Origin of the sequence: Collibacillus ludicampi, from assembly GCF_023705585.1 — a bacterium.
GTDB classification, from domain to species: Bacteria; Bacillota; Bacilli; order Tumebacillales; family BOQE01; genus Collibacillus; species Collibacillus ludicampi.
The window spans coordinates 3,339,599-3,361,013 of record NZ_BOQE01000001.1 but is presented as its reverse complement, the minus strand read 5'-3'; the positions used below and the strand labels follow the sequence as shown (position 1 = coordinate 3,361,013).

Annotated in this window: 25 protein-coding genes; 7 read left to right on the top strand and 18 right to left on the bottom strand. The window is 47.1% G+C overall.

Annotated elements, in window-relative coordinates; translation table 11 throughout:
* Positions 1-47: 47 nt before the first annotated feature.
* The 4 genes from DNHGIG_RS17090 to gerQ all read left to right on the top strand — a co-directional run bounded on the left by DNHGIG_RS17090 (position 48) and on the right by gerQ (position 2,468).
* The gene (locus DNHGIG_RS17090) at positions 48-533 is read left to right on the top strand and encodes a nitroreductase family protein (RefSeq protein WP_282200724.1); all 486 of its coding nucleotides are present in this window, start codon (positions 48-50) and stop codon (positions 531-533) included.
* Between the two features lie 150 nt (positions 534-683).
* The gene (locus DNHGIG_RS17085; protein ID WP_282200723.1) at positions 684-1,085 is read left to right on the top strand and encodes a YgiT-type zinc finger protein; all 402 of its coding nucleotides are present in this window, start codon (positions 684-686) and stop codon (positions 1,083-1,085) included.
* Positions 1,086-1,600: 515 nt separating this feature from the next.
* The gene (locus tag DNHGIG_RS17080) at positions 1,601-2,029 is read left to right on the top strand and encodes a cell wall hydrolase (protein ID WP_282200722.1); all 429 of its coding nucleotides are present in this window, start codon (positions 1,601-1,603) and stop codon (positions 2,027-2,029) included.
* A gap of 121 nt (positions 2,030-2,150) precedes the next feature.
* Positions 2,151-2,468: a spore coat protein GerQ gene (gerQ, locus tag DNHGIG_RS17075; RefSeq protein WP_439647752.1), complete on the top strand. Its 318-nt coding sequence runs from the start codon at positions 2,151-2,153 to the stop codon at positions 2,466-2,468.
* A 54-nt stretch (positions 2,469-2,522) separates the two neighbouring features.
* Here the strand turns inward: gerQ and DNHGIG_RS17070 are convergent, their stop codons facing one another.
* From DNHGIG_RS17070 to DNHGIG_RS17060, 3 genes are all read right to left on the bottom strand, one after another.
* Complete coding sequence (locus DNHGIG_RS17070; protein ID WP_282200721.1) at positions 2,523-2,711, bottom strand: hypothetical protein; 189 nt, start codon at positions 2,709-2,711, stop codon at positions 2,523-2,525.
* Positions 2,712-2,724: 13 nt separating this feature from the next.
* The gene (locus tag DNHGIG_RS17065) at positions 2,725-3,600 is read right to left on the bottom strand and encodes a diacylglycerol/lipid kinase family protein (protein ID WP_282200720.1); all 876 of its coding nucleotides are present in this window, start codon (positions 3,598-3,600) and stop codon (positions 2,725-2,727) included.
* A 130-nt stretch (positions 3,601-3,730) separates the two neighbouring features.
* Positions 3,731-4,789, bottom strand: coding sequence for a GDSL-type esterase/lipase family protein (locus DNHGIG_RS17060; protein WP_282200719.1), 1,059 nt, complete (start codon positions 4,787-4,789; stop codon positions 3,731-3,733).
* 142 nt (positions 4,790-4,931) lie between these two features.
* Between DNHGIG_RS17060 and DNHGIG_RS17055 the strand changes: the two genes are divergently transcribed.
* A complete protein-coding gene (locus DNHGIG_RS17055) occupies positions 4,932-6,206 on the top strand; it encodes a glycosyltransferase family 2 protein (RefSeq protein WP_282200718.1) in 1,275 nt (424 codons plus the stop codon).
* Positions 6,207-6,270: 64 nt separating this feature from the next.
* On the opposite strand, the gene DNHGIG_RS17050 is transcribed toward DNHGIG_RS17055, so the two are convergent.
* Positions 6,271-7,170 carry an alpha/beta hydrolase gene (locus DNHGIG_RS17050; protein ID WP_282200717.1) on the bottom strand — a complete coding sequence of 300 codons (900 nt, stop codon included), beginning with the start codon at positions 7,168-7,170 and terminating at the stop codon, positions 6,271-6,273.
* A 104-nt stretch (positions 7,171-7,274) separates the two neighbouring features.
* On the opposite strand from DNHGIG_RS17050, the gene hemL reads away from it, so the two are divergent.
* Positions 7,275-8,564, top strand: coding sequence for a glutamate-1-semialdehyde 2,1-aminomutase (hemL, locus tag DNHGIG_RS17045; protein ID WP_282200716.1), 1,290 nt, complete (start codon positions 7,275-7,277; stop codon positions 8,562-8,564).
* A gap of 101 nt (positions 8,565-8,665) precedes the next feature.
* Complete coding sequence (locus DNHGIG_RS17040; RefSeq protein WP_282200715.1) at positions 8,666-9,382, top strand: hypothetical protein; 717 nt, start codon at positions 8,666-8,668, stop codon at positions 9,380-9,382.
* Between the two features lie 61 nt (positions 9,383-9,443).
* On the opposite strand, the gene DNHGIG_RS17035 is transcribed toward DNHGIG_RS17040, so the two are convergent.
* The 14 genes from DNHGIG_RS17035 to DNHGIG_RS16970 form a co-directional block, all read right to left on the bottom strand.
* Positions 9,444-9,860, bottom strand: coding sequence for a thioesterase family protein (locus DNHGIG_RS17035; RefSeq protein WP_282200714.1), 417 nt, complete (start codon positions 9,858-9,860; stop codon positions 9,444-9,446).
* A 74-nt stretch (positions 9,861-9,934) separates the two neighbouring features.
* On the bottom strand, positions 9,935-11,377 hold the full coding sequence (locus DNHGIG_RS17030) for an NAD-dependent succinate-semialdehyde dehydrogenase (RefSeq protein ID WP_282200713.1): 1,443 nt from the start codon (positions 11,375-11,377) through the stop codon (positions 9,935-9,937).
* Positions 11,378-11,404: 27 nt separating this feature from the next.
* The gene (gene paaD, locus DNHGIG_RS17025; protein WP_282200712.1) at positions 11,405-11,887 is read right to left on the bottom strand and encodes a 1,2-phenylacetyl-CoA epoxidase subunit PaaD; all 483 of its coding nucleotides are present in this window, start codon (positions 11,885-11,887) and stop codon (positions 11,405-11,407) included.
* A 13-nt stretch (positions 11,888-11,900) separates the two neighbouring features.
* Positions 11,901-12,734: a 1,2-phenylacetyl-CoA epoxidase subunit PaaC gene (gene paaC, locus DNHGIG_RS17020; protein WP_282200711.1), complete on the bottom strand. Its 834-nt coding sequence runs from the start codon at positions 12,732-12,734 to the stop codon at positions 11,901-11,903.
* 14 nt (positions 12,735-12,748) lie between these two features.
* Entirely contained in the window at positions 12,749-13,087 is a 339-nt protein-coding gene (locus DNHGIG_RS17015) for a 1,2-phenylacetyl-CoA epoxidase subunit B (protein WP_282200710.1), read from the bottom strand.
* 11 nt (positions 13,088-13,098) lie between these two features.
* The gene (gene paaA, locus DNHGIG_RS17010) at positions 13,099-14,022 is read right to left on the bottom strand and encodes a 1,2-phenylacetyl-CoA epoxidase subunit PaaA (protein WP_439647780.1); all 924 of its coding nucleotides are present in this window, start codon (positions 14,020-14,022) and stop codon (positions 13,099-13,101) included.
* A 307-nt stretch (positions 14,023-14,329) separates the two neighbouring features.
* On the bottom strand, positions 14,330-15,529 hold the full coding sequence (gene pcaF / locus DNHGIG_RS17005) for a 3-oxoadipyl-CoA thiolase (RefSeq protein WP_282200708.1): 1,200 nt from the start codon (positions 15,527-15,529) through the stop codon (positions 14,330-14,332).
* Positions 15,530-15,567: 38 nt separating this feature from the next.
* Positions 15,568-16,299, bottom strand: coding sequence for a 3-hydroxyacyl-CoA dehydrogenase family protein (locus DNHGIG_RS17000; RefSeq protein WP_282200707.1), 732 nt, complete (start codon positions 16,297-16,299; stop codon positions 15,568-15,570).
* Complete coding sequence (locus DNHGIG_RS16995; RefSeq protein WP_282200706.1) at positions 16,283-17,140, bottom strand: 3-hydroxyacyl-CoA dehydrogenase NAD-binding domain-containing protein; 858 nt, start codon at positions 17,138-17,140, stop codon at positions 16,283-16,285. The genes DNHGIG_RS17000 and DNHGIG_RS16995 overlap by 17 nt, the downstream gene beginning before the upstream one ends.
* A 59-nt stretch (positions 17,141-17,199) precedes the next feature.
* Positions 17,200-17,976, bottom strand: a complete 777-nt coding sequence (locus DNHGIG_RS16990) for an enoyl-CoA hydratase-related protein (RefSeq protein ID WP_282200705.1) — start codon at positions 17,974-17,976, stop codon at positions 17,200-17,202.
* A 10-nt stretch (positions 17,977-17,986) separates the two neighbouring features.
* Positions 17,987-18,760 carry an enoyl-CoA hydratase-related protein gene (locus DNHGIG_RS16985; protein WP_282200704.1) on the bottom strand — a complete coding sequence of 258 codons (774 nt, stop codon included), beginning with the start codon at positions 18,758-18,760 and terminating at the stop codon, positions 17,987-17,989.
* Between the two features lie 36 nt (positions 18,761-18,796).
* Positions 18,797-20,128, bottom strand: a complete 1,332-nt coding sequence (paaK, locus tag DNHGIG_RS16980; protein ID WP_282200703.1) for a phenylacetate--CoA ligase PaaK — start codon at positions 20,126-20,128, stop codon at positions 18,797-18,799.
* Between the two features lie 29 nt (positions 20,129-20,157).
* Positions 20,158-20,940 carry an enoyl-CoA hydratase-related protein gene (locus tag DNHGIG_RS16975; RefSeq protein ID WP_282200702.1) on the bottom strand — a complete coding sequence of 261 codons (783 nt, stop codon included), beginning with the start codon at positions 20,938-20,940 and terminating at the stop codon, positions 20,158-20,160.
* A gap of 25 nt (positions 20,941-20,965) precedes the next feature.
* The gene (locus DNHGIG_RS16970) at positions 20,966-21,367 is read right to left on the bottom strand and encodes a PaaI family thioesterase (RefSeq protein ID WP_282201462.1); all 402 of its coding nucleotides are present in this window, start codon (positions 21,365-21,367) and stop codon (positions 20,966-20,968) included.
* Between the last annotated feature and the right edge of the window lie 48 nt (positions 21,368-21,415).

Here is a 21,415-nt window from a genome sequence, read left to right as displayed (position 1 = left end):
TGGATTTCCTATAATAAAGAATATAATACAACCGGAGGTGTTTCCGTATGAACATGATGGAATGTATATCCACAAGAAGAAATATTAAGTCGTTCAAATCCGACCCCATCGCACGCGAAACGGTTGTCGAACTATTGCGACTTGCAAGTTTCGCTCCCAATCATCGCATGACTGAACCTTGGGAAATCTATTTTCTCGGTCCGGAAACAAGAGAAAAACTCGCACACAAAACAAATTTCGGCGGGGCCCCCATCGTATTGGCGATCGCCTGTACACCCGCCAAAACACAAATCGACCGCGATGAACATTACGCCGCCGTCGCCTGTTTCATCCAGAATTTGATGCTTGCCGCATGGGAAAAAGGAATCGGTACCGGTTGGTCTTCGATCGCGGCGGGCGAAAGAGCACGTCAAATCATCGGCATTCCCGAGGGGTATGAAGTCGTAGGCGTCATACCGATGGGCATTCCGGCAGAATTGCCTCAGGTAAAAGAACGTCAGCCGATTGAAAATAAGCTTCATGACAGACCTTAATTTGAGTGTACATAGAGGGAAGCCAAATGGTGGGTAAGGGCAAACGAAAAACGAGGAATTATGGTATAATGGTCGCAAGTACTAAAAGAGGTCATGAAAACTCTTCAATGAAGCCTTTTTGAACAACCTCTTCAACGAGGGGGAACGGAGATGGACATTTGCTGCGGTCTGACAATGGTTGCACGCTTACAAAGCGTCTATGCGGAGGAAGATGCCGTTTTAATCCACGATGTTCCCTTACTGGTGTGCCCTACTTGCCACTCAAGTTTCATCGCTCCCGAAATCGAGTTGGATTACCTGATGTTCGCCCATTATTGCGCAACAGACGGAGTGAAAGCGGCGAGTCTTTCGCATGCGATCGGCGAAGAAAAAATTCTCTCGATACTGGAACGTTATCCGGAAGATCTGCGCTGTCGTAAGGGAGTCCGCGTCGTTTCGGAACAGATCGACATTCTGCTCGATCTTTTAAATCTCGCCATACAAACGAAAGATGCAGTATGGCAAGAGGAACTTAAAGAAAAGCTCCAGAAAATGCATTCTCTTTTAACATAGAACGTGTTCAGCCGGCACCCTTCCTTCCAACATGAAGGATGGATGTTGGCTGTTTTTACGACGGGCCTTCTTCCAGATCCTTTTCTCTCCTCTCACATTCTTCACATAAATTTATAATCATCCGCATTTCGTCGCCCACGAAAAACTTATCGCAACCGAGACAAAGAAACTCCACATCAAACACCTCCCTTCCAATCGACAAAATCACGACGAGCGTCTTCAAGCGCTTCGAACGAAGCGATTGTAAACACCTTTTATTAAAAAAGGTGACGACATTTTTATACTATGTATCTTATGCCAAATTCGGGAGTGATATTGAATCAGATTGACACGTACGAACCGACCGCTACTCGAAAGAACGGATGGCTAACACTCACATGAACTAAAAAATAAAATCGAGATGTCCTATATCTGCAAATAATATGTAAAGATCTGCGCGAAAAAAAGATGGGCAAGTCACTAAATTCCTGTTTCCACATACTTTGTAATGTACTCGGGAAACGGGAGGTGAACACATGGCCGTTGTTAGAGCAAGGGCGTCAGACGTTGAACTCCTTTGCCGATTGATGCGCGCGGAAGCAGAAGGAGAAGGAAAGTTAGGAATGCTTATGGTTGGTAATGTTGGCGTCAATCGGGTGAGAGGAAATTGTTTGGACTTCAAGGGGATTCGTACGATCAGACAGATGGTCTTTCAGCGTCCTGGTGGATTTGAAGCGACGATAAAATCTTATTTCTATTCGATACGAGCCAGGGGGGTTGATAAACGGTTGGCCCGAAAGGTGATCCAAGGTCAAAAGTTTCATCCGGCGAGTAACGCATTATGGTTTTTTAAGCCCGCAGGTGCTTGCTACCCGCAATGGTTTAACCAACCGCTCGCGGGACGCTATAAAAGCCATTGTTTTTATACCCCGATTCCCGAAAACTGTCCAGGTGTGTATAGGTAATTAACGAGGAGTGATCACATGTATCCTTATTCCCCTTATTACGGTAACATAGATTACGGGTTACACAGAGAAATGCAGCAACCGTACGACATGACTCCATATACCGTTCAATATCCGAGCGGTGCCGCTTTACCTGCAACCCCCATCTCCTGCCCCCGTTCCTACAGCCGAAGAATCCTACGTCGAAAACATCCTTCGCATGAATCGCGGAAAAATCGCAACCATTTACATGACGTTTGAAAACAATTCATTGTGGAACGCAAAGGTATTTCGCGGTCGTGTAGAAACTGCTGGACGTGACCATATCATTATCAGCGATCCGGAGACAGGAAAAAGGTATATCCTGCTCATGGTCAATCTCGATTATATAACGTTCGATGAACCGATTACGTATATTCCTCCGGCATATCCCGGGCGCGAAGAAGATTCATTTGCTTAAAAAAAGGAACCTTTTCAATACGAAAGAACCCCCTACTCAACGGGGTTCTTTCCTTTAGCTCATCATACAAGCCACCAGGATCGGGAAACCGAGCGTGACGATGGCTCCCAGGATCTGCAGCCATATCCCCCTTTTGGCAATTCCTTGATTCTGAAAGGCCACTCCTTTTCTCAAAAGCCAGTCTCCAAGCATGATACAGAAGATGGACCATAATAAGACGAAGACAATAACAAATAGATGCATGATCGGACGCTCCCTAGCAGATGACATTCAATGCGTGCGGATGAATCACAATCTCCCCTGGGGTTTGACCGAAGATTTCGCCATCCCCGTGAATGTAAACGGATGGCTCTGTACGTACATGAACCTCTTGTCCCCGCATATAGATCACATTCGGATGTTGAACATGCCTTCCGGAAAAGACGCTGGGGAAGGCTTTTAATATTCCTGTACGAGAGAGGTCATGAACGATACAGACATCAAGTAAACCATCATCATGTTTTGCATCTGGACAAATTTTCATTCCTCCACCATAAAAACAAGAATTTCCAACAGCAACCATCCAACATTTGTCGATCATAAAGCTTTTTTCGTCCAGATCTAAATACAAGGTGAAGGGATAAAATGTTCTGAGTATTTTTAACATACTTAAAACATATCCGAATGCCCCAAATCTTTTCTTCCATGACGAGCGATTCATATCCTCTGCGATCGCTCCGTCGAATCCGATGCCAATGGCTCCGGCAATAAACTTCCCGTTAAGTTCTAACAAGTCAATTTTTTTCTCACTGCCGTTCACCAATTTTTTTACGGCAAAAAAGGGATCATCCGGAATGTCGAGCATGCGCGCAAAATCATTGCCCGTACCCGTCGGTATCACCCCGAAAACCGCTTGCTGTCCGCATAATCCATTCACCACTTCATTGACCGTTCCATCTCCTCCCACCGCTATCACGTGTGAACATTCGTAGAGCGCTGCCCGTTTAGCTACCTCAACGGCCTCTCTGGGTCGTGTAGTGAAATGAACCTGATAGGGTATCGCCAACATGTCTAGATGGCGTTGAATGTTTGACCATCGTTGTTTTGTTTTTCCTTTTCCCGCATATTCGTTCACGATAAATAATGGTTTCATAGATACCTTTTCTCCATTCCCTTGAGACGATTTTCATTTTCTGATCACGTCGTTTCAATGGCATGGGAGTCGAAATGGAGTTACCATCCATTATTGCCGCGAATCTTTGATCTCAAACGAACTTCTTGCCTTAAGAAGCTTGATATACATGAATGATCTCATTCGCAATCATCTGATATCCCGTGCCATTTGGGTGTACACCATCTAATTTAGAAATGTATTCATCCTCGTGCTTATCGAATACTGGCGGCAAAGAAGCGAGTCCCAAAAAGAAAGGATCCGATTTCTCCAACCGCCGTACACTGGTTTCGATCACTCGATTATACTTTGAAATCCACCACGCAGCAAAATGATGGTACGGGTGGTTTCTCGGGAACGGGATATAATTGTTTAAAACAAGCAACTCCGCTTGAGGATTTAACTTTCGGATTTCAATCAAAATCATATTCCAATTCTCCCGAAAGCGAACAAGATTATTTTCCAACTCGCGATTTGGTTCCTTGGCGCGTGCCGCTTCCAGCAAATCATTTCCTCCGATGTGTACAGATAGAAGCGTAGCTTCGCGGATGGCCTCCCGTACGCTCGGATTTTGACGGATCATCATAAGAAGTTCGCTGCTGGTCAAGCCTTTGATCCCCAGATTGTTCGTAATAACCGTCCGTTTTTCCGTTTTTTCCAGAAACGTACGGAATCTTCCTACATAACCAATTTGTTCTTTCATCCTCGAGTGATCTCCCACCCCTCGAGCCAACGAATCCCCTAATGCCGTATAAACTACCTTGCCGTGGAATAGCCGATCGAGCAGATGTACCGCTTCCTTTTTCGTAACAAACCTCCGATCAGGACGCAATCCAATCTGACGATCCAGCATGCGTTCTAATTCTGATGACGTTACTGGCGCATAAACGGGAAATTCCTGCAAGGTACCGGAAGTATATTTCCAATTTTTTTGTGAGAGAGATTGTAACAAAAGCTTCTTCACATCCGTTCGTGTTAACCATTGAGCCGATATAGACTTATCCCTGTCGACACGAGAACCAATCATAACGGAAACCATTTCCTCAAATTCCCGGTATGTGATCGGCCGTTCCTGACCTTCGTCACTCTGTTTATGTTGCAACCAAACGTAGAGGAGCGCAGAAATGATGAACAGGATGACAAGAAACGCCCGTCGTCTCGCAAGAAACATAACCTTATATCCTCCTGCCGTAATTCGTTCACCGTTCTATATGTCTCCAAAATTGAATGATACATACATGGAACCGGTATGCATGTCTCGACGAAAACTGGAAACAGTAATATTTGTGCCATTCTATCGGGAAGGTGTTTTTATGATCATTGTCAATTTTTTGATCAACTCGATCCAGGTGATGCTGTTCATCGTCGTATTTTACCAACTGTCTGTCGCCATTTTTGGGTTTCGCCGGCATAACGTACCATCACCGTCAAAGCCCACGAAGCGGTTCGCTATCGTCATTCCCGCACACAATGAAGAGCGCGTGATCGGTCAATTGGTGCAAAATCTCCTAAAGATCAATTATCCAAGGCATCTGTATGATATTTTTGTAATATGTGACAACTGTACGGATCGCACGATGGAAATCGCGATCAAAGGAGGCGCCTACGCGGTGGAACGCTTTGATTCTAAACACCGCGGCAAAGGATACGCTCTCTCGTGGATGTTCCATCGCTTGTTAACAAAGGAGCCCAATCGTTGGGATGCATTCGTCATCCTCGATGCCGACAACCTGGTTTCGCCCAATTTTCTTGAGATCTTGAACACGTATTTGCAAAACGGTTACTCCTTGCTTCAAGCGTGTCTTGACGTAAAAAATCCGGATGATTCCTGGATCTCCAAGTGTTATGCGCTCTCCTATTGGGCAACCAATCGAATTTTTCAATTGGCACGTTATAATTTGGGTTGGAGTTGTGTACTTGGCGGAACGGGAATATGCGTCGAGACAAAACTTCTCGAAGAAATCGGATGGAATGCCACGAGCTTGACGGAAGACCTGGAGTTTACCTTGCAATGTATGCTTGCAAAAAATATCCGCGCAACCTGGGTACATGAAGCGAAAATCTACGATGAAAAACCGGTTTCCCTCGCTCAATCGATCCGCCAACGCATCCGTTGGATGCAAGGACATGCCGATTGTTGCTTCCGTTATATCGCTGCACTATTGAAACAAGGAATAAAAACCAGGAATCCGTCGATGGTGGATCTATGCATGTACCTGATACAACCTTTCGTCATCGTAGCATCTGGAATTCTCATTTTCGCTGCGATTCTTCAATACATTCATCCATTTTACTGGTCCATTTGGGGAAGCGTACCGTCGAAAGTACGTAACATTCTTCTAATGACGGAAACGAGCATCCCCTTTTTTGGACTTATCTGCGAACGAGTAAGCCCAAAGAGAATCTTGAGTATACTCTATCTTCCCGTTTTCAGTCTGACATGGATTCCTCTTGCACTCATTGGCATCTTCCGACATAAAGCGAGAAAGTGGACGCATACGGAACATTATCGCGTTGTGACAGAGGAAGAGTTGTTTCAATTGACAGGACTGGCCATAACGGATGATACTTCTGCACATCAAAGCTAAAGGGAACCTCACAGGGTTCCCTTTAGCTTTGGTGCTTGCGAGATACGCCCAAAGGCATGGTTATTCATGAAAAAACACCTTCCGGTATATCTCTTGTTACGTGCTCGTTTAACCAGTTGACAATCTGTTCAAAAACCTGTTCTTTCCCGTCGAACTGTAAGATCTGATGTTTCACGTTAGGTAAGAGAAGCATTTTCTTATCTTTGACACGTATCGAATCATAGAACTGTCGAATGGAAGACGGATCGATCAATGGATCATCGGTACCGCAAAGACATAAAACAGAAACGTGAAAATTGTCCGTTTTATTCAATGCCTGCTGTCCGTTGGCAAGCAGTTCTGTGATCCAGCGAATGGAAAGTTGACCGGTTGAAAAAGGATCGGCTTCTTTTTTCATCAGTCTACCATGAAAAAGAAAACGAAAACGGGGAATTCTCGCAGTCAAGCGGGCCCATTTATACAACTCAAGACAGAGCCCCGGAGTCATCCACGATAAGAACCGACACACATAATAGAGATAGTAAGGGATATGCAAGCGCAACCGCAAAGCCGGCGCCGATAAGATCGCTCCCTGAACACAGTTCGGACGTTCCTGCTCGTAACGAATGACGATTGTTCCACCTAAACTGTGCCCCAACAAAAAAACAGGGTCATCAGGATGGATGTTTTTTATATGTCCGATAAATTGATCGAGATCATCCAAGTATTCACAAAACGAGTGAACATGGCCCCGTTTTCCCGTTGACTGACCAAAGCCGCGAAGATCCAGCGCATAGAAAGCGATGCGGTGTTGCAAACAGTACCTCCCCAATTCCAAAAACAGCCCGGAATGTTGACAAGCACCATGGATCATGATCAGAATGAGTCGAGGTTTTAACGGAACCCAGGAACGGTAAAAGAGAACCGTCTGCTGATTGAGTGAAAGGAATCTTCCCATTCCCCCTATAAAACGTTGCCGCAACATGATCTCAGGCTCCCCCTCGATGCTGAATTGAAACCCACTCTGTCAGTATGCGCTATAATGGAGTTGGGAATGAGTAATGGACAAAATTTCAAAGGAGGAACAATATGCATAGAGGATACGATCGATCAACGGCCCGCTTCGCGGAAGCAAAAAAATATTTACCGGGCGGTGTCAACAGTCCGGTGCGCGCCTTCAAATCGGTGAGTATGACTCCTATCTTTATCGACCATGGAAAAGGCTCGAAAGTTTATGATGTCGACGGCAATGAATATATCGATTACATATTATCTTGGGGACCGTTGATTCTAGGGCATTGCCACCCTGCAGTACAGACGGCTTTGCGGTCAGCGATTGAGAAGGGAATAAGCTTTGGCGTTCCAACGACAATTGAAACCGATATGGCCAAACTCGTATGCGAACGGGTACCCTCCGTAGAAGTTGTCCGCATGGTCAATTCGGGAACGGAAGCGACGATGAGTGCCCTGCGGTTGGCACGAGGATTTACGAAGAGGGAATTGATCGTCAAGTTCATTGGCAGTTATCACGGCAGTGCCGATAGCTTATTAATCAAAGCGGGATCTGGAGTTGCCGCATTAGGACTGCCGGATAGCCCCGGGGTACCCGAATCTGTCGCATCCAAAACCATCGCAGTTCCTTATAACGATTTGGAGAGTGTAAAAAAAGTTTTTGCACAGTTTGGAGAAGAGATCGCTGCTGTTATTGTTGAACCGGTAGCCGGAAATATGGGTGTTGTCCCGCCGGTTCCAGGCTTTTTGGAAGGGCTGCGCGAATTGACCCGCACGTACGGTGCCTTGTTGATTTTTGATGAAGTGATGACAGGCTTTCGTGTCGACCTTCATTGTGCACAAGGCCGATTCGGGGTGACACCGGACTTGACAACCATGGGAAAAGTGATCGGAGGAGGAATGCCGGTCGGCGCGTACGGTGGTAGAGAAGAAATCATGCGGCAGATCGCACCTGATGGACCTGTCTATCAAGCGGGCACGCTTTCCGGCAATCCGCTCGCTATGGCTGCCGGGTTTGCCACATTAACTGAAATGGGTAAGCCGGGCATGTACGAAGAATTGGAACGCAAAGCTTCGCGTCTCTCTGAAGGCCTCGCTGCGAACGCAAAAGAAACGGGAATCCCTCTCGCCATCAACCGTGTGGGCTCGATGGTCGGCGTCTTTTTTACAGACCAAGAAGTGATCGACTATGAAACGGCAAAAACATCAAATGTTGATCGTTTTCGCAAATATTTTCGTTTGATGCTAGAGCAGGGGATTTTGCTTCCTCCTTCCCAGTTTGAGGGTATGTTTCTATCGACAGAGCATAGTGACGAAGATATTGAACGCACAATTGAGGCACATCTTCGCGCATTGAAACAACTTTGATGCGGCAGATCGATCTGCCCAATTTTTCAGGGACAACGAACCATAGGCACCGATACCAAATACAGTATTGAATGAACTCAATCATACGGGGGGAGCACCTCATGCTTTATTTCGACCCATGGTCCTATGGAGTTGTCCCGCTTTATAGAAGCCAAGTGCCTGACACTTACGAAGCGTTTTTCCGGGATGCAGAATTCATTAAACACAGAATCAAAGATCTGCGAAAAAACTGGGACGAAGTCCTCAACCAGGTTGACGAATGGGAATTTCAATTCAACACTTTTCTTTCAGGTCTCCAACCTCCCCAATATGACGAATGGGTGATTACGAATGAACGAGAGGATCCGCTTGTAAGACAAGAACCCGAGCATATTGAAGGATTCAGGGAAGTCTTGGATCTCATGCAGAAGAGTTTGTATGCGCTCGAGATCCAATGTTCTTTTGCAACCCAGATGAAACTTCTTGAAGAGACAAAAAATCTTCCCGGATTGCGTGATCTGCACAAACATAATTACGAAACCAGTTATCACCGTACAACAGCATTGGGATGTCTTTATAGGATATTGAACGGAGAACGGCATCCCCATGTATTTGGCATCATGATCCGCTGTATGATCGAATCGGAAGAACATGACGCAGCGTCCGAGAAAGCCGTAATGAAGATGAAACAGTTTGCGAGAGGAACAGCTGAGAAATGGGTTCAAACCGTCCACGAATGGCTTGAACAGCAAATCTCGAATCTGAGAGAAGCCATGAGCAAGACAAGACCATTAGTTGGAGAACACTTGTGGCGTTATGCACAAACGTTAAAATACTGAATTTGTAATAACAGGATAAGGACCATGAATCGTCTCATGGTCCTTTCTTCCTTAAAAGAATTCAATTCGCTTGGATGGATGTTTTCTCTTGCAGTTCGTCGATCCGCCTTAACATGTCTCGACGTTGAAAGATCGCTTGCGTGAAAGAGCCTTTGCCTACTAGGTTTTCATCTGTCTCTGCGATGACATCGCAAACCACCCGTTTAGGGGTGACTCCTGTACAGATGGCGGAAAACCGAACGCTCTGTCCGATGACCGCTGGACCGACGTGTTTGATATCGATGGCATAGCCCGCCCCTTCTTCTTCTTCTTCCAAATAAGGAAGAATCAACATCCGTCCCGCTTTTTCCATGAAGTAAATCATCGAGACGGTGGACATGACATCATGTACAACCTTACCATCAAAAGCGGGACGCATATCATCAGTTACGGTGACTTCAAACTCGACTTTCACCCCTGGATGTAAACCCGGTTTCATGGGTAAACTCCCCCTTTAAGCCCCGCGCTCACACTGCGAACGGATGGATCGGTCTTTCTTCAAAATGTGTACGTTCAAATCCCAAAGGAGACAAATTTGATTTCCAAAAAGCCTTCCATTGCGTAGTAACCGCCTTCCCGTCCAATCCCGCTTTCCTTAAAACCACCAAAAGGTGCTTGCGTTTGGGTCGGGGCACCGTCATTGATACCGACAATACCATATTCTAAGGATTCTGCCATTCGGAAACAGCGACTATTATTCTCGGTATAAACATAAGCGGCCAAACCATAGTTAGAGTCGTTCGCCATTGCCACGACAGAAGCTTCATCTTTAAATGGAATGATAGGCACGACGGGCCCGAAGGTTTCTTCATGACAGATTTTCATCTCTTGCGTTACATCGACAATAACTGTGGGTTCGATAAAAAACCCTTTGCTGTAATCTCCCTCAGTCAATCGATGACCCCCGCAAACGATGCGTCCTCCTTTTGCTTTCGCATCATCGATATGATCTAATACTTTGTTAAGTGCACGTTCGTTCACTAACGGGCCAATTTCTGTATCTTTGTTTCGGCCGTCTCCAACTTTCGCCTTCTTTAGTCTTTCTACCAGTTTATTGGTAAAAGCATCGAGTACTGCCTCATGAACGTACAGTCGGTTGGTGCAGATACACATTTGCCCGGAATTACGGTATTTACTTTCAAACAATCCTTCAACAGCGGCATCCAGATTGGCGTCATCGAATACAATAAATGGAGCGTGGCCGCCTAATTCCAGACTTACCCGCTTCACATGTTTCGCCGCACCTTCCATAAGCAGTTTGCCAACCCGCGTCGATCCGGTGAAGGCAATTTTACGCACTTTCGGATTATCTATGAACTCCTGCCCTACGGATTCTGGTTTCCCGATCACGAGATTGACTACTCCCTTAGGAAATCCGGCTTGCTCAAACAACTCAAACAATCGAATCGCACTTAATGGAGTGCTTTCCGCCGGTTTCAAGACGACGGTACAACCCGCTGCCAAAGCAGGTGCAAGCTTTCGTGCAATCATGTTCACAGGGAAATTCCATGGAGTGATAGCGGCAACCACACCGACAGGTTGACGAATCACCATGATACGCTTGTTGGGTACGGAGGAGGGGATGGTATCTCCATAAATACGTTTCGCTTCCTCCGCATACCACATAAAGTTATCGGCTGCTCCAAGCACTTCTCCTTTCGCTTCCCGCACAGGCTTGCCCATTTCTGCCGAAATGATGCCAGCCAACTCATCCCTATGATTACGAACAAGTTCATACATATTATATAAATACTTGGAGCGCTCTCTCGCGGTCAGTTTTGACCAACCCGCAAACGCTTCAGCTGCCGCTGCAACCGCCTTGGCGGCATCTCGGCCATCCCCGTAGCTCACTACCCCAACAGACTCACCTGTCGCAGGGTTCAAGATTTCAATTGTTTCCCCGTTTTCTGCCTTAACCCATTCTCCGTTGATATACATCAATTTTTGCTCCGCCATTCGCACAACACCCCTGACACATGTGAATTAGATAGGTTTTATGGCTTCAAATGGATTCCTGCAATCCCGGCAATACGCGATGCTTCGACATGCGGTCGGACCGAACAGATTATCCAGCGTCGTATTCTTGGAGTTGCAATAGGGACACTCGATTTCCCAAGCATCTTCCGCTCGCTTGGGGGGTGGCAGTATCCCAAACTTGCGTAACTTTTCCCTTCCTGATTCGCTGATTCGATCGGTAGTCCAGCGAGGTTCGAACACAAACTGAACATCAACGCTTTCAACGCCAGGTATGGCCGAAATCCGATCAATGATATTTTTCTCAATGATCTTTAATGCCGGGCAACCGACGAACGTCGGGGTAAATTCGATAGAAACATGATTGTCCTCGACGCGCACGCCGTTGACCATTCCCATTTCCACGATACTGATACTCGGTATTTCCGGATCGCTTACTTCTTGTAACCCTTTCCATACCTCACTCTCAAGCGCATGCGTAAAGGATGTCATCAAAAATCCCCCTTTACCAGTTCGCCGCGGGATCCAGACGATATACCTCGGAAAGCGTTTGCAAGGCAGTTACCAGGTCATCCGTATGCTTCCCGGCACGCCCGTTATACTCACCTTTTACCGGCTTGCCAAACCAAGGCAAACGGTTGACTTCCAGGGTTTGTTTCACCCGATGGATCCAACGCTCTCTCAACAACTCTTCCCCTTCGATCAACCCGTGCTGCACGATGGCATCCGCTTGGGGCCCAAGATCGAACAAATCTCCCAAGTCCACCCACGCTTTTTGCAAAGCGTTGACCATCTTTGATTTCGCCTCATCTGTGCTATTCGCCAACTGCTTAAGCCATACGGACCAGTGAATCAGATGATAATGCAATTCAGGCATCATTTTACGAGCCAATTGTGCTAAAGGAACATATGTGGAATGGACAAGCGATTCCAAACGAACCTGTTTAAACAGTTCGTAAAGGTAGAAGCGGACAACTGTATAAGCCCAATCGTATTGCGGTTTCTCCATATAGTGGCCGGATCCGTTCGGGCGTTCTACCAAGATCGCGTTGCGAAACGCTTCCGGCTGGCGAAGTTGTGCCAGGTCATCCGCTTTTCCTTCACCCAGCGACTCCAGCATTTCATAAAAAGCGACTGCGTGTCCCATCGTATCCTGGGAGATGGAGGAGAAAGATACATCCTCTTCGATATGCGGCGCCAAACCGAGCCACTCCGATCCCCGATAACTCAGGATAAAGTCATCATCCGCTAGTTGGTACAACAATTCCACCAGTGCGTCCCGGAATCCCTCAAGTTCCTTCGCCTGGTTTGCGTCAAGCACTCGCTGCAATTCCGTCATATCCATCCTCCCATCTATTTCTTCGCTGAAGCATTTTTCTCATATTGTTCTCTGTGATACCGCCAGCGCGCTTGCAGTTCTCCATACCCTTTCGTCTCTCGATAATCCTTGTTATCCATCCGTTCCAATGCTTTACGCTCTTCAGGCGGTAGAACATAGATGTCGTCCCTTTTGATCACCCATAGGTTCGTACAAGATTCTCGTCGCAAAAAATTTTCTCTTGCCAATGCCATCGCCATTTCATGATTGGGCGCAAGCAGACTGAATTGATGAACGAACGGGCTCTTCGGATTTTTCTGGCTGAAAACTTCAAAAACCGCGAAGTCTTTATTGTTATCGATTTTCTCTGCCATGGTAACACCTCCTAACTGACGGAACGTTGATGGTATAGCAATGCATCCCTGACCCATTGGCTATCTTCGTAAGACATTCTTCTCAGGAGCAGGCGTTCCTTTGATCTCGGACCGTGGCCGCTCACGATGCGCTTGAACTCATCCCAGTCGGGTTGCTGGTAATGCCACACACCCGTTTCCTCATCGAAATGAATCGTTTCGTCAGGAATGGTTAAACCAATATGCCAAATTTGAGGTACATACTTGCTGAAAAATGCTTGACGTAATTGCTCGTTGGTCTGGGTGCGAATTTTGTAACGAATATTTTTCTCTTGGTTACTGGAGATTTTGCCGTTTTCCGGCGGTCCGAAAAACATAAGCAGTGCAGGCCACCAACGATTCAATGCATCTTGCAGCATTTGCCTTTGTTCTTTAGTCCCTTCCGCAAGGGCGAGGATCACGCTTTCGCCGTGCTGCATGTGAAACTTCTCTTCGGCGCAAATCCGCTGTAACGCTCGGGCATATGGAGCGTACGAAGTATCCAATGACATCGTTTGCGTGATGATAGCGGCTCCGTCAACCAACCATCCGATCAAGCCGGCGTCTGCCCAGGTAGGTGCCGACATATGGAATACGTTGTGAAATTTCAATGTTCCGTAAAATAAGTCTTGAATCAGATCTTCCCGCGTTTTCCCCCAAGGTGCGATCAAATCCTCGGCGACACGCAGGAGCAATTGTCCATGTCCCATTTCATCTTGTACTTTGGCCATGATCGCCAATTTCCGATGCAGCGTAGGCGCTTTGGGGACCCATTCTTTTTCCGGCAGCGCTCCCATGATTTCACTGATCGCGTGCATAGCGATCAATTTCACCAGTTGTTGCCGGTAATCATCAGGCATCCAGTCGTCTGCTTCAATCTTTTCTCCACGATCCAACCGATCGAGAAATTCTTGCATCCGTTCGTTATCCGTTCGGTGATCGATCGTGATTTGGTTTCCCATAAAACTCCCTCCCAGCAAGATGACATGCTTTATTCTCTCATTATGCGACTCATTATTTTATATAACGTTTATCTAACGTAATATTATCATATCGTAATATAATGTTCAACAAAAATTTTCTCATTTTTTTGTTACATAGTATTCCTAAAGGCGTTTGCTTAGACAGATGGAAGGGGCTCATCGAACAGAGCCCCCGCACATCCGAATATTTTTCATCTCAATATAGGTCGACAATAAGTCTTCATGACGAGAACCTCAGAACTTAGACGCGCTCGATGATCGTAGCGATTCCTTGACCCACACCGATGCACATCGTTGCCAATCCGTAACGGGCCCCTCTTCTCTCCATTTCATAAAGCAACGTGGTCATGATCCGCGCGCCACTGCATCCGAGAGGATGACCTAGGGCGATCGCTCCGCCGTTTACATTCACGCGCTCGATATCGAGATCCAACTCACGTATGCACGCTAATGCTTGTGCGGCAAAAGCTTCATTCAATTCGATCAGGTCGATATCGTTGACGTTTAATCCTGCTTGCTTCAGAACTTTGCGTGTAGCAAATACAGGCCCGATTCCCATAACTGCGGGATCCACTCCGGCAACAGCGGATGCTACGATTCGCGCTCTCGGTCTCATTCCCAATCGTACAGCCGTTTCCTCTTCCATCACGAGGAGTGCGGCTGCACCATCATTTACGCCCGATGAGTTACCTGCCGTCACAGTTCCGCCCTGGCGGAAGGCTGGTTTCAATTTCGCCAATTTTTCCAACGTGGTATCAGGACGAGGGTGTTCATCTTCAACAAAGAGAGTAACTTCTCCTTTACGACCGTGAATTTCTACAGGGACAATTTCATCCTTGAATTTTCCTTCAGCCGATGCTTTTGCATATTTTTGCTGGCTGGAGAGAGCAAATCGGTCTTGGTCCTCCCTGGTGATACCATATCGTTCCGCCACATTTTCGGCCGTTTCTCCCATACTGTACGGATAGTACATGTCTGCCAACCTTTTATTGATAAACCTCCAGCCGATCGTTGTGTCAAACATTTCTATATTGCCGCGAGGAAAACCGGTCTCTGCTTTCATCATGACGAAGGGAGCGCGTGTCATGCTTTCCGTGCCTCCGGCGATATAGACATCCCCTCTTCCGGCAGCTACCGCATTGGCACACTGATTGACCGCCTCGAGCCCGGAGCCGCATAGACGATTGACGGTCACGCCGGGAACTGAAACGGGCAACCCTGCCAACAATAACGACATGCGTGCGACATTCCTGTTGTCCTCACCCGCTTGATTGGCACAACCAAAGATCACATCGTCGATCAATTCCGGATCGAACGGATTCCGCTCCAGTAATTGGCGAATAACGATCGCTCCCAAATCATCAGGGCGGACATCTTTCAAGGTGCCTCCGTATCGTCCGATCGGCGTTCTTACGGCGTCAACAATCACAGGTGTTCTCATGGTTCGCTCTCCTTCTCCTTAAAATTGGTTTATCTATATTAATAGGAATAAAATCCGCGCCCGCTTCTGACTCCCATTCTTCCTGCCAAAACCATCTTGCGGAGCAATGGAGCCGGCCGGTACCTCTCTTCGCACAGATCCCGGTGCAATCCACGAATGACAGCGTACACTTCATCTAGCCCGATGCGATCCGCCCATTCCAACGGACCATAAGGGTAGTTGGTGCCTTTTTTCATTGCGATGTCGATATCTTCAGGGGTCGCCGTGCCTTCCATCACGGTAAATACCGCTTCATTAATGATGAGAGACAACACACGCGGAAAGACTAAGCCAACCTCGTCGTCGACCACCGCCACTTGTTTACCAAGCTCGCGGAAAAAACGCTCTGTCTTTTCAACCGCTTGCTTTTCCGATTGTAAAGCGGGGGCGATCTCAATCAATTGCCTTTCTGATAGAGGAACAAAAGTGCCAAAACCGCAAATGCGCTCCGGATGCTTCGTCCATGAGGCCACTTCGGTAGCCGTTATCGATAAGGTGGAGGTGATGACAGGAACCTCTACCGGCACCCGTTGATCAATCGTTTCGATCAGTGAGCGCTTGAGATCGAGGTCAACATTCGTCACCTCTACCGCGCATAGCAAACGATCCCCACACTCTTCGATTCTCTCCAACGATACGACTTCATAATTGTGCTCTTCGAGCGTTTGTTTCAATTCGGCGAACAGGGGGCTCTCTCCCGCGAGTAGAACCGCTTTAGTTGTTGTAATCATAATACCCTTCACCCGACTTTCTTCCGATCGTCCCCGCCTGAACCATCCGTTGTTGAAGGCGGCTCGGTCTGAAACGCCCTTCATGGAAAAAGCTGGAGTAAACAGATTCCGTGACTGCAAAATTCACATCGATACCAATCAGGTCTTGCAGCTCAAACGGCCCCATCTTGAAGCCGCCCGCCAATTTCATGATTTGATCAATCTGTTCCACAGAAGCTACACGGTCGCCGAGAATGCGTAAAGCTTCATTATAAAAAGGGCGGGCTACGCGATTGACGATAAATCCAGGCGTGTCATTCGCGAGAACAGGTACTTTTCCGAGATCTTTGGCAAACTGGTAAACACATTCAATTTCTTTTTCGCCCGATTTTTTTCCGCGGATGACTTCCACTAGCGGCATAACGGGTGCCGGGTTAAAGAAATGCAACCCCAAAATCCGTTCCGGATGCGGCAATCCGCCTGCGATTTCCGTGATGGACAGGGATGATGTATTCGTCAAGAGCAGTGCATCAGTTCGGCAAATCTCCGTCAATGAGCGAAATATCGATTTCTTCAGATCCAAACGCTCTGACACCGCTTCGATGACAATATCGCACTCGGCAAGTTGTCCGATTTCTTGCACAGGATGTATCGATTGGAAGATCGCTTCTTTTTGCTGACCCGAGATCTTTCCTTTTTCCTCATCCCTTAAAAGAACGGATTGAATATAAGACATCGCTTTCTCCAAAGCGGTCTGATTGGCATCGAGCAAAGAAACATGATGTCCTTTGCGCGCACAAACGAGAGCTATACCCGCACCCATGGTGCCTGCACCAACCACGCCAAGACGATAAGTGGCCACATGAATGCCTCCCTATTTTAAATATGTGTGCTTACTGAGCGTATGCTTCGCGTCCGTGATTATTTTCCTTTGAAGACTGGGTTCCGTTTCTCAAAAAATGCAGAAACACCTTCCTTATGATCTTCCGTGTTGCCCGCGATCTGTTGGGTATACGCTTCATATTCCAAGGTCTCTTCTAACGTCATATGAAGACCTTTGTACATCGCACGTTTGATCAATCCGATCGCTTTGGTCGGCAATTTTGCCAATTTGATCGCATATTCCATCACATCAGCTTCGAAACTGTCTGCAGGAAAAACATGGTTGACCAGCCCGATCCGGTACGCTTCTTCAGCTGTTACCTTGCTGCCCGTCATTGCCAATTCCAGAGCTTTGCCGATTCCCACAATCCTCGGAAGGAAATAACAGCCGCCCGAATCTGGAACTAAGCCGATATTGACAAAAGCGTTGATAAAAGATGCTTTTTCCGAAGCAAGCCGAATATCGCTAGCCAAAGCCAAACTCATCCCTGCACCCGCGGCCACCCCGTTGACCGCAGCAATGACCGGTTTCTCCGTTTGACGGATTTGCATGATCAAAGGGTTATAACGCTCGCGCAAGAAACCGGCAAAATCAACGTCGCCTTCTTGTACTTCAGCAAGATCTTGTCCAGCATTGAACGCCTTGCCGGCTCCCGTCAACACAAGGCAACGGACATCCTGACTTTTTCCCGCTTGTTTGAGCGCATCGATCAATTCTTTATGCATTTGCTCTGTGAATGCATTAAATTTGTCCGGACGATTCAGTGTGATTTTCGCGATTCCTTCTGTTATCTCGTACATAATGGTCTCATACATTTCTCGATCCCTACCGTCCCGTAAATTTTGGTTTACGTTTCTCTACAAATGCTCTCATACCTTCCGTTTGGTCTTCGCTGGCAAACAGCAGATAAAAACAGTTTCGTTCGTATGCCAACCCTTCTGAGAGCGGATTATCGATCGCTTTTAAGACGGATTTTTTGATCAAACGCACCGCTAGAGGTGGTTTAGCAGCGATCTTCTTGGCCAATGTGACTGCTTCTTGCAAATACATCTCGACAGGAACAACTTTGTTGACCAAGCCGTAACGAAGCGCTTCTTCGGCGGAAATCGGTGAACCTGTCAACAGCATCTCCATCGCCTTGACTTTTCCGACCATTTTGGTCAATCGTTGAGTTCCTCCTGCGCCCGGCATGACCCCCAGATTGATTTCCGGTTGTCCAATTTTTGTTGTTTCGGAAGCGATGACGATATCGCAATTCATCATCAGTTCACAACCGCCACCGAGAACATATCCACTGACAGCAGCGATGATAGGCTTATTGATTGTGGCGATCCGATCCCACACCGTAAACTGGTCTTTCAGCAACATGGAAATGGCTGTTTCATCGGCCATTTCATCGATATCGGCCCCGGCCGCAAACGCTTTCTCATTACCTGTGAGAACGATGGTACGAACCGAATCGTCTCGATCCATGTTTTCCAACGCTTCTACCAATTCGTCGACCAGTTTGAGGTTTAGTGCATTGAGAACCTCAGGACGATGCAATGTGATAATCCCCACGGCTTGATCTCTTGCAACTCGTATGAATTCGTAGTCCATCTGCTCCCCTCGCTTTCCTTCCATTACTTTTGGCGTCTACTTACTGTTCACTGGCTGATTCCTTTTGTCCACAATCCGTATCGCCTTGCCTTCGCTGCGAGGAATCGTATGCGGTTCGTGCAACTTTAACTGAACGCTGACACCCAAAGTATTTTTCATCGTATGACTAATCTCTTTGGTCAAACGAACGACATCATGGCTATTCGCGAGGTCTCCGATTTGTCTCATATATTCCGTGGTCAATTCACACTGCACTTCAAACCGGTCCAACGCTCCCTCCCGCTCAATGACCACTTGATAGTGCGGAGCTAACTGCTTAAAGCTCAAGAGAACCGATTCGATTTCCGTCGGAAATACGTTTACCCCGCGAATAATCAACATATCGTCAACACGGCCTTTGATTCTCGACATACGAACAGTCGTACGTCCACATTTGCATTTTTCAGGGTTCAAAGAAGCGATATCACCCGTACGATAACGAATGACAGGGAACGCCTCTTTTGTCAACGAAGTGAAAACAAGCTCTCCCTCTTCTCCGTACGGAAGCACCTCTCCCGTTTCGGGATCGACAACCTCCACCAAGAAGTGATCTTCCGCAATATGCAATCCGTCTTGCGCTTCATAACATTCTATGGAAACCCCGGGTCCCATCACTTCACTTAATCCGTAAATATCGACCGCTTTAATATTCAATTTCTCTTCCAATTGAGCACGCATCTCTTCCGTCCATGGTTCCGCTCCGAAAATTCCATACTCCAGACTCGTATTTCTTGGATCTTTCCCCAAACGTTCCATCTCTTCCACTATGTTAAGAATATAAGATGGGGTGCCTGAAATTCCGCGCGGCTTGAAATCTTCGATCAATGTGATCTGCCGCGGTGTATTCCCGCCCGAAACCGGTACGGCCACCGCCCCCAGATATTCGATTCCATAGTGCAATCCAAGTCCTCCCGTGAACAATCCATATCCGTAAGCGTTATGGAAAATGTCCCCCGGACGGCCACCTGCACAACAAATCGCCCTGGCAACGATCTCAGACCAGTTTTCGATGTCCCTTCTCGTATAACCCACAACTGTGGGCTTCCCCTTGGTGCCGGAAGAACCATGAATACGAACGACTTCTTTCATATCCACAGCGAATAGGTTAAAAGGATAGTTTTCGCGCAAATCCGTTTTCTTCATAAAAGGCAGCCGTTGAATATCCTCAAGACTCTTGATATCTTCAGGCTTGACTCCTGCCTTGATAAAATTCTCTCTATGAAAGGGGACTCTTTCATATACTCTACTGACTACCTCTCTCAATCGTTCAAACTGAATCTTTTTGAGTTCTTCACGAGACATGGTTTCAATTTCCCGGTTAAAAATCATCACTTCTTACCCCTTTCTTACGATTGGCTTCATTCACCGCGAAACACCGGTTTCCTTTTCTCCCGGAACGCTTCCAGCGCTTCCAAGCGATCCTTCGTAGGAATAATCACTTCATACGCTTTCGACTCCAAATCCAACCCGCTTTGAAAATCGGTACCAAGTCCTCTGTCAATCGCATACTTGGCCTGATACACCGCAAGTGGAGCATTCGCAAGTATTTCAGATGCCAACATAGTACAGAGATCCCAGAGGTGGTGTTCGTTTTCTGCTATGCCGTTGAGAATTCCATATGCTTTTGCTTCTTCTGCTGTGATTTTTCTGGCGGTTAAGATCAGTTCTTTCGCTTTTGCGGGACCGATTAACCTAGGCAGACGTTGCGTTCCCCCGGCCCCCGGTATAATCCCCAGGCTTACTTCCGTAAGTCCTAGCTTCGCTTCCCTCACGGCGTATCGGAAATCGCATGCCAAGGCTAATTCGAATCCCCCGCCGAATGCGTATCCATTAATTGCAGCAATCGTCGGTTGTGGCAACCTTTCCAATGCGGAAAATACATCCCTGATCGTACGCACATTGCGACGAACTTGCTGTTCATTAAGCGTCCTTCGTTCTTTCAAGTCCGCCCCAGCGCAAAAAGCCTTACCGGAAGCGGTTACAATTACAACCCGGGTTTCCTTAATTTCTTGATGTAACTGATCGATGATTTCACCTAAGCGCACGAGAGTGGGATAATTCAATGCGTTCAACTCGTTAGGTCTATTTAATCGGATGATTCCTATATGTCCTTGTTTCTCCAATAATACAGTCTCTTCCATACTTTTAACCCCTTGGTTTTCACATTCAATCTGTAAGATGTTTCGGTTTGATACGTGCGTACGTGCCTAATGCGACGGCCACTAATTCCCCATCTCCCGTCGTCACTCGGGCTTCCATAGTAATTAATTTCGCTCCCCGTTTCAAAACCTTCGATTCAGCAATCAACAGATCTCCTTTTGCAGGAGCCAAGTAACTAATCTTACTTTCCACCGTCACACATTGCTGAACGCCGTCCACATGGGGAGCGGCGCCATGCCCCATGGCCACGTCGGCCAGCGTGCTGGTCACTCCTCCATGAACCACTCCCTCGATACTGTTATAGAGTTCAGGACGGATTTTTAAAACCGCTGTACATCCTTCATCATCGACGCGCTTGATCTCAATACCTAAATAATGATTGAATCGATTCTTCGTTTCAAAACCCATGACTTTCTCTCCTGCCTTGTACATCGCGTACCCTCCCTTTTGCGCCGA

Coding starts and splice junctions, on each gene's coding strand:
- DNHGIG_RS16975 (WP_282200702.1), bottom strand. CDS start 20,940: ATGGAAGAGACTGTATTATTGGAGAAACAAGGACATATAGGAATCATC.
- DNHGIG_RS17055 (WP_282200718.1), top strand. CDS start 4,932: ATGATCATTGTCAATTTTTTGATCAACTCGATCCAGGTGATGCTGTTC.
- paaK (WP_282200703.1), bottom strand. CDS start 20,128: ATGATTTTTAACCGGGAAATTGAAACCATGTCTCGTGAAGAACTCAAA.
- DNHGIG_RS17070 (WP_282200721.1), bottom strand. CDS start 2,711: ATGCATCTATTTGTTATTGTCTTCGTCTTATTATGGTCCATCTTCTGT.
- paaC (WP_282200711.1), bottom strand. CDS start 12,734: ATGACGGAATTGCAGCGAGTGCTTGACGCAAACCAGGCGAAGGAACTT.
- paaD (WP_282200712.1), bottom strand. CDS start 11,887: ATGACATCCTTTACGCATGCGCTTGAGAGTGAGGTATGGAAAGGGTTA.
- DNHGIG_RS17060 (WP_282200719.1), bottom strand. CDS start 4,789: ATGTTTCTTGCGAGACGACGGGCGTTTCTTGTCATCCTGTTCATCATT.
- pcaF (WP_282200708.1), bottom strand. CDS start 15,529: ATGAGAACACCTGTGATTGTTGACGCCGTAAGAACGCCGATCGGACGA.
- DNHGIG_RS17085 (WP_282200723.1), top strand. CDS start 684: ATGGACATTTGCTGCGGTCTGACAATGGTTGCACGCTTACAAAGCGTC.
- DNHGIG_RS17000 (WP_282200707.1), bottom strand. CDS start 16,299: ATGATTACAACAACTAAAGCGGTTCTACTCGCGGGAGAGAGCCCCCTG.
- DNHGIG_RS16985 (WP_282200704.1), bottom strand. CDS start 18,760: ATGGACTACGAATTCATACGAGTTGCAAGAGATCAAGCCGTGGGGATT.
- hemL (WP_282200716.1), top strand. CDS start 7,275: ATGCATAGAGGATACGATCGATCAACGGCCCGCTTCGCGGAAGCAAAA.
- DNHGIG_RS17035 (WP_282200714.1), bottom strand. CDS start 9,860: ATGAAACCGGGTTTACATCCAGGGGTGAAAGTCGAGTTTGAAGTCACC.
- DNHGIG_RS17090 (WP_282200724.1), top strand. CDS start 48: ATGAACATGATGGAATGTATATCCACAAGAAGAAATATTAAGTCGTTC.
- DNHGIG_RS16990 (WP_282200705.1), bottom strand. CDS start 17,976: ATGTATGAGACCATTATGTACGAGATAACAGAAGGAATCGCGAAAATC.
- DNHGIG_RS17050 (WP_282200717.1), bottom strand. CDS start 7,170: ATGTTGCGGCAACGTTTTATAGGGGGAATGGGAAGATTCCTTTCACTC.
- DNHGIG_RS17080 (WP_282200722.1), top strand. CDS start 1,601: ATGGCCGTTGTTAGAGCAAGGGCGTCAGACGTTGAACTCCTTTGCCGA.
- paaA (WP_439647780.1), bottom strand. CDS start 14,022: ATGCAAGAATTTCTCGATCGGTTGGATCGTGGAGAAAAGATTGAAGCA.
- DNHGIG_RS17040 (WP_282200715.1), top strand. CDS start 8,666: ATGCTTTATTTCGACCCATGGTCCTATGGAGTTGTCCCGCTTTATAGA.
- DNHGIG_RS17015 (WP_282200710.1), bottom strand. CDS start 13,087: ATGGCAGAGAAAATCGATAACAATAAAGACTTCGCGGTTTTTGAAGTT.
- DNHGIG_RS16970 (WP_282201462.1), bottom strand. CDS start 21,367: ATGGGTTTTGAAACGAAGAATCGATTCAATCATTATTTAGGTATTGAG.
- DNHGIG_RS17065 (WP_282200720.1), bottom strand. CDS start 3,600: ATGAAACCATTATTTATCGTGAACGAATATGCGGGAAAAGGAAAAACA.
- DNHGIG_RS17030 (WP_282200713.1), bottom strand. CDS start 11,377: ATGGCGGAGCAAAAATTGATGTATATCAACGGAGAATGGGTTAAGGCA.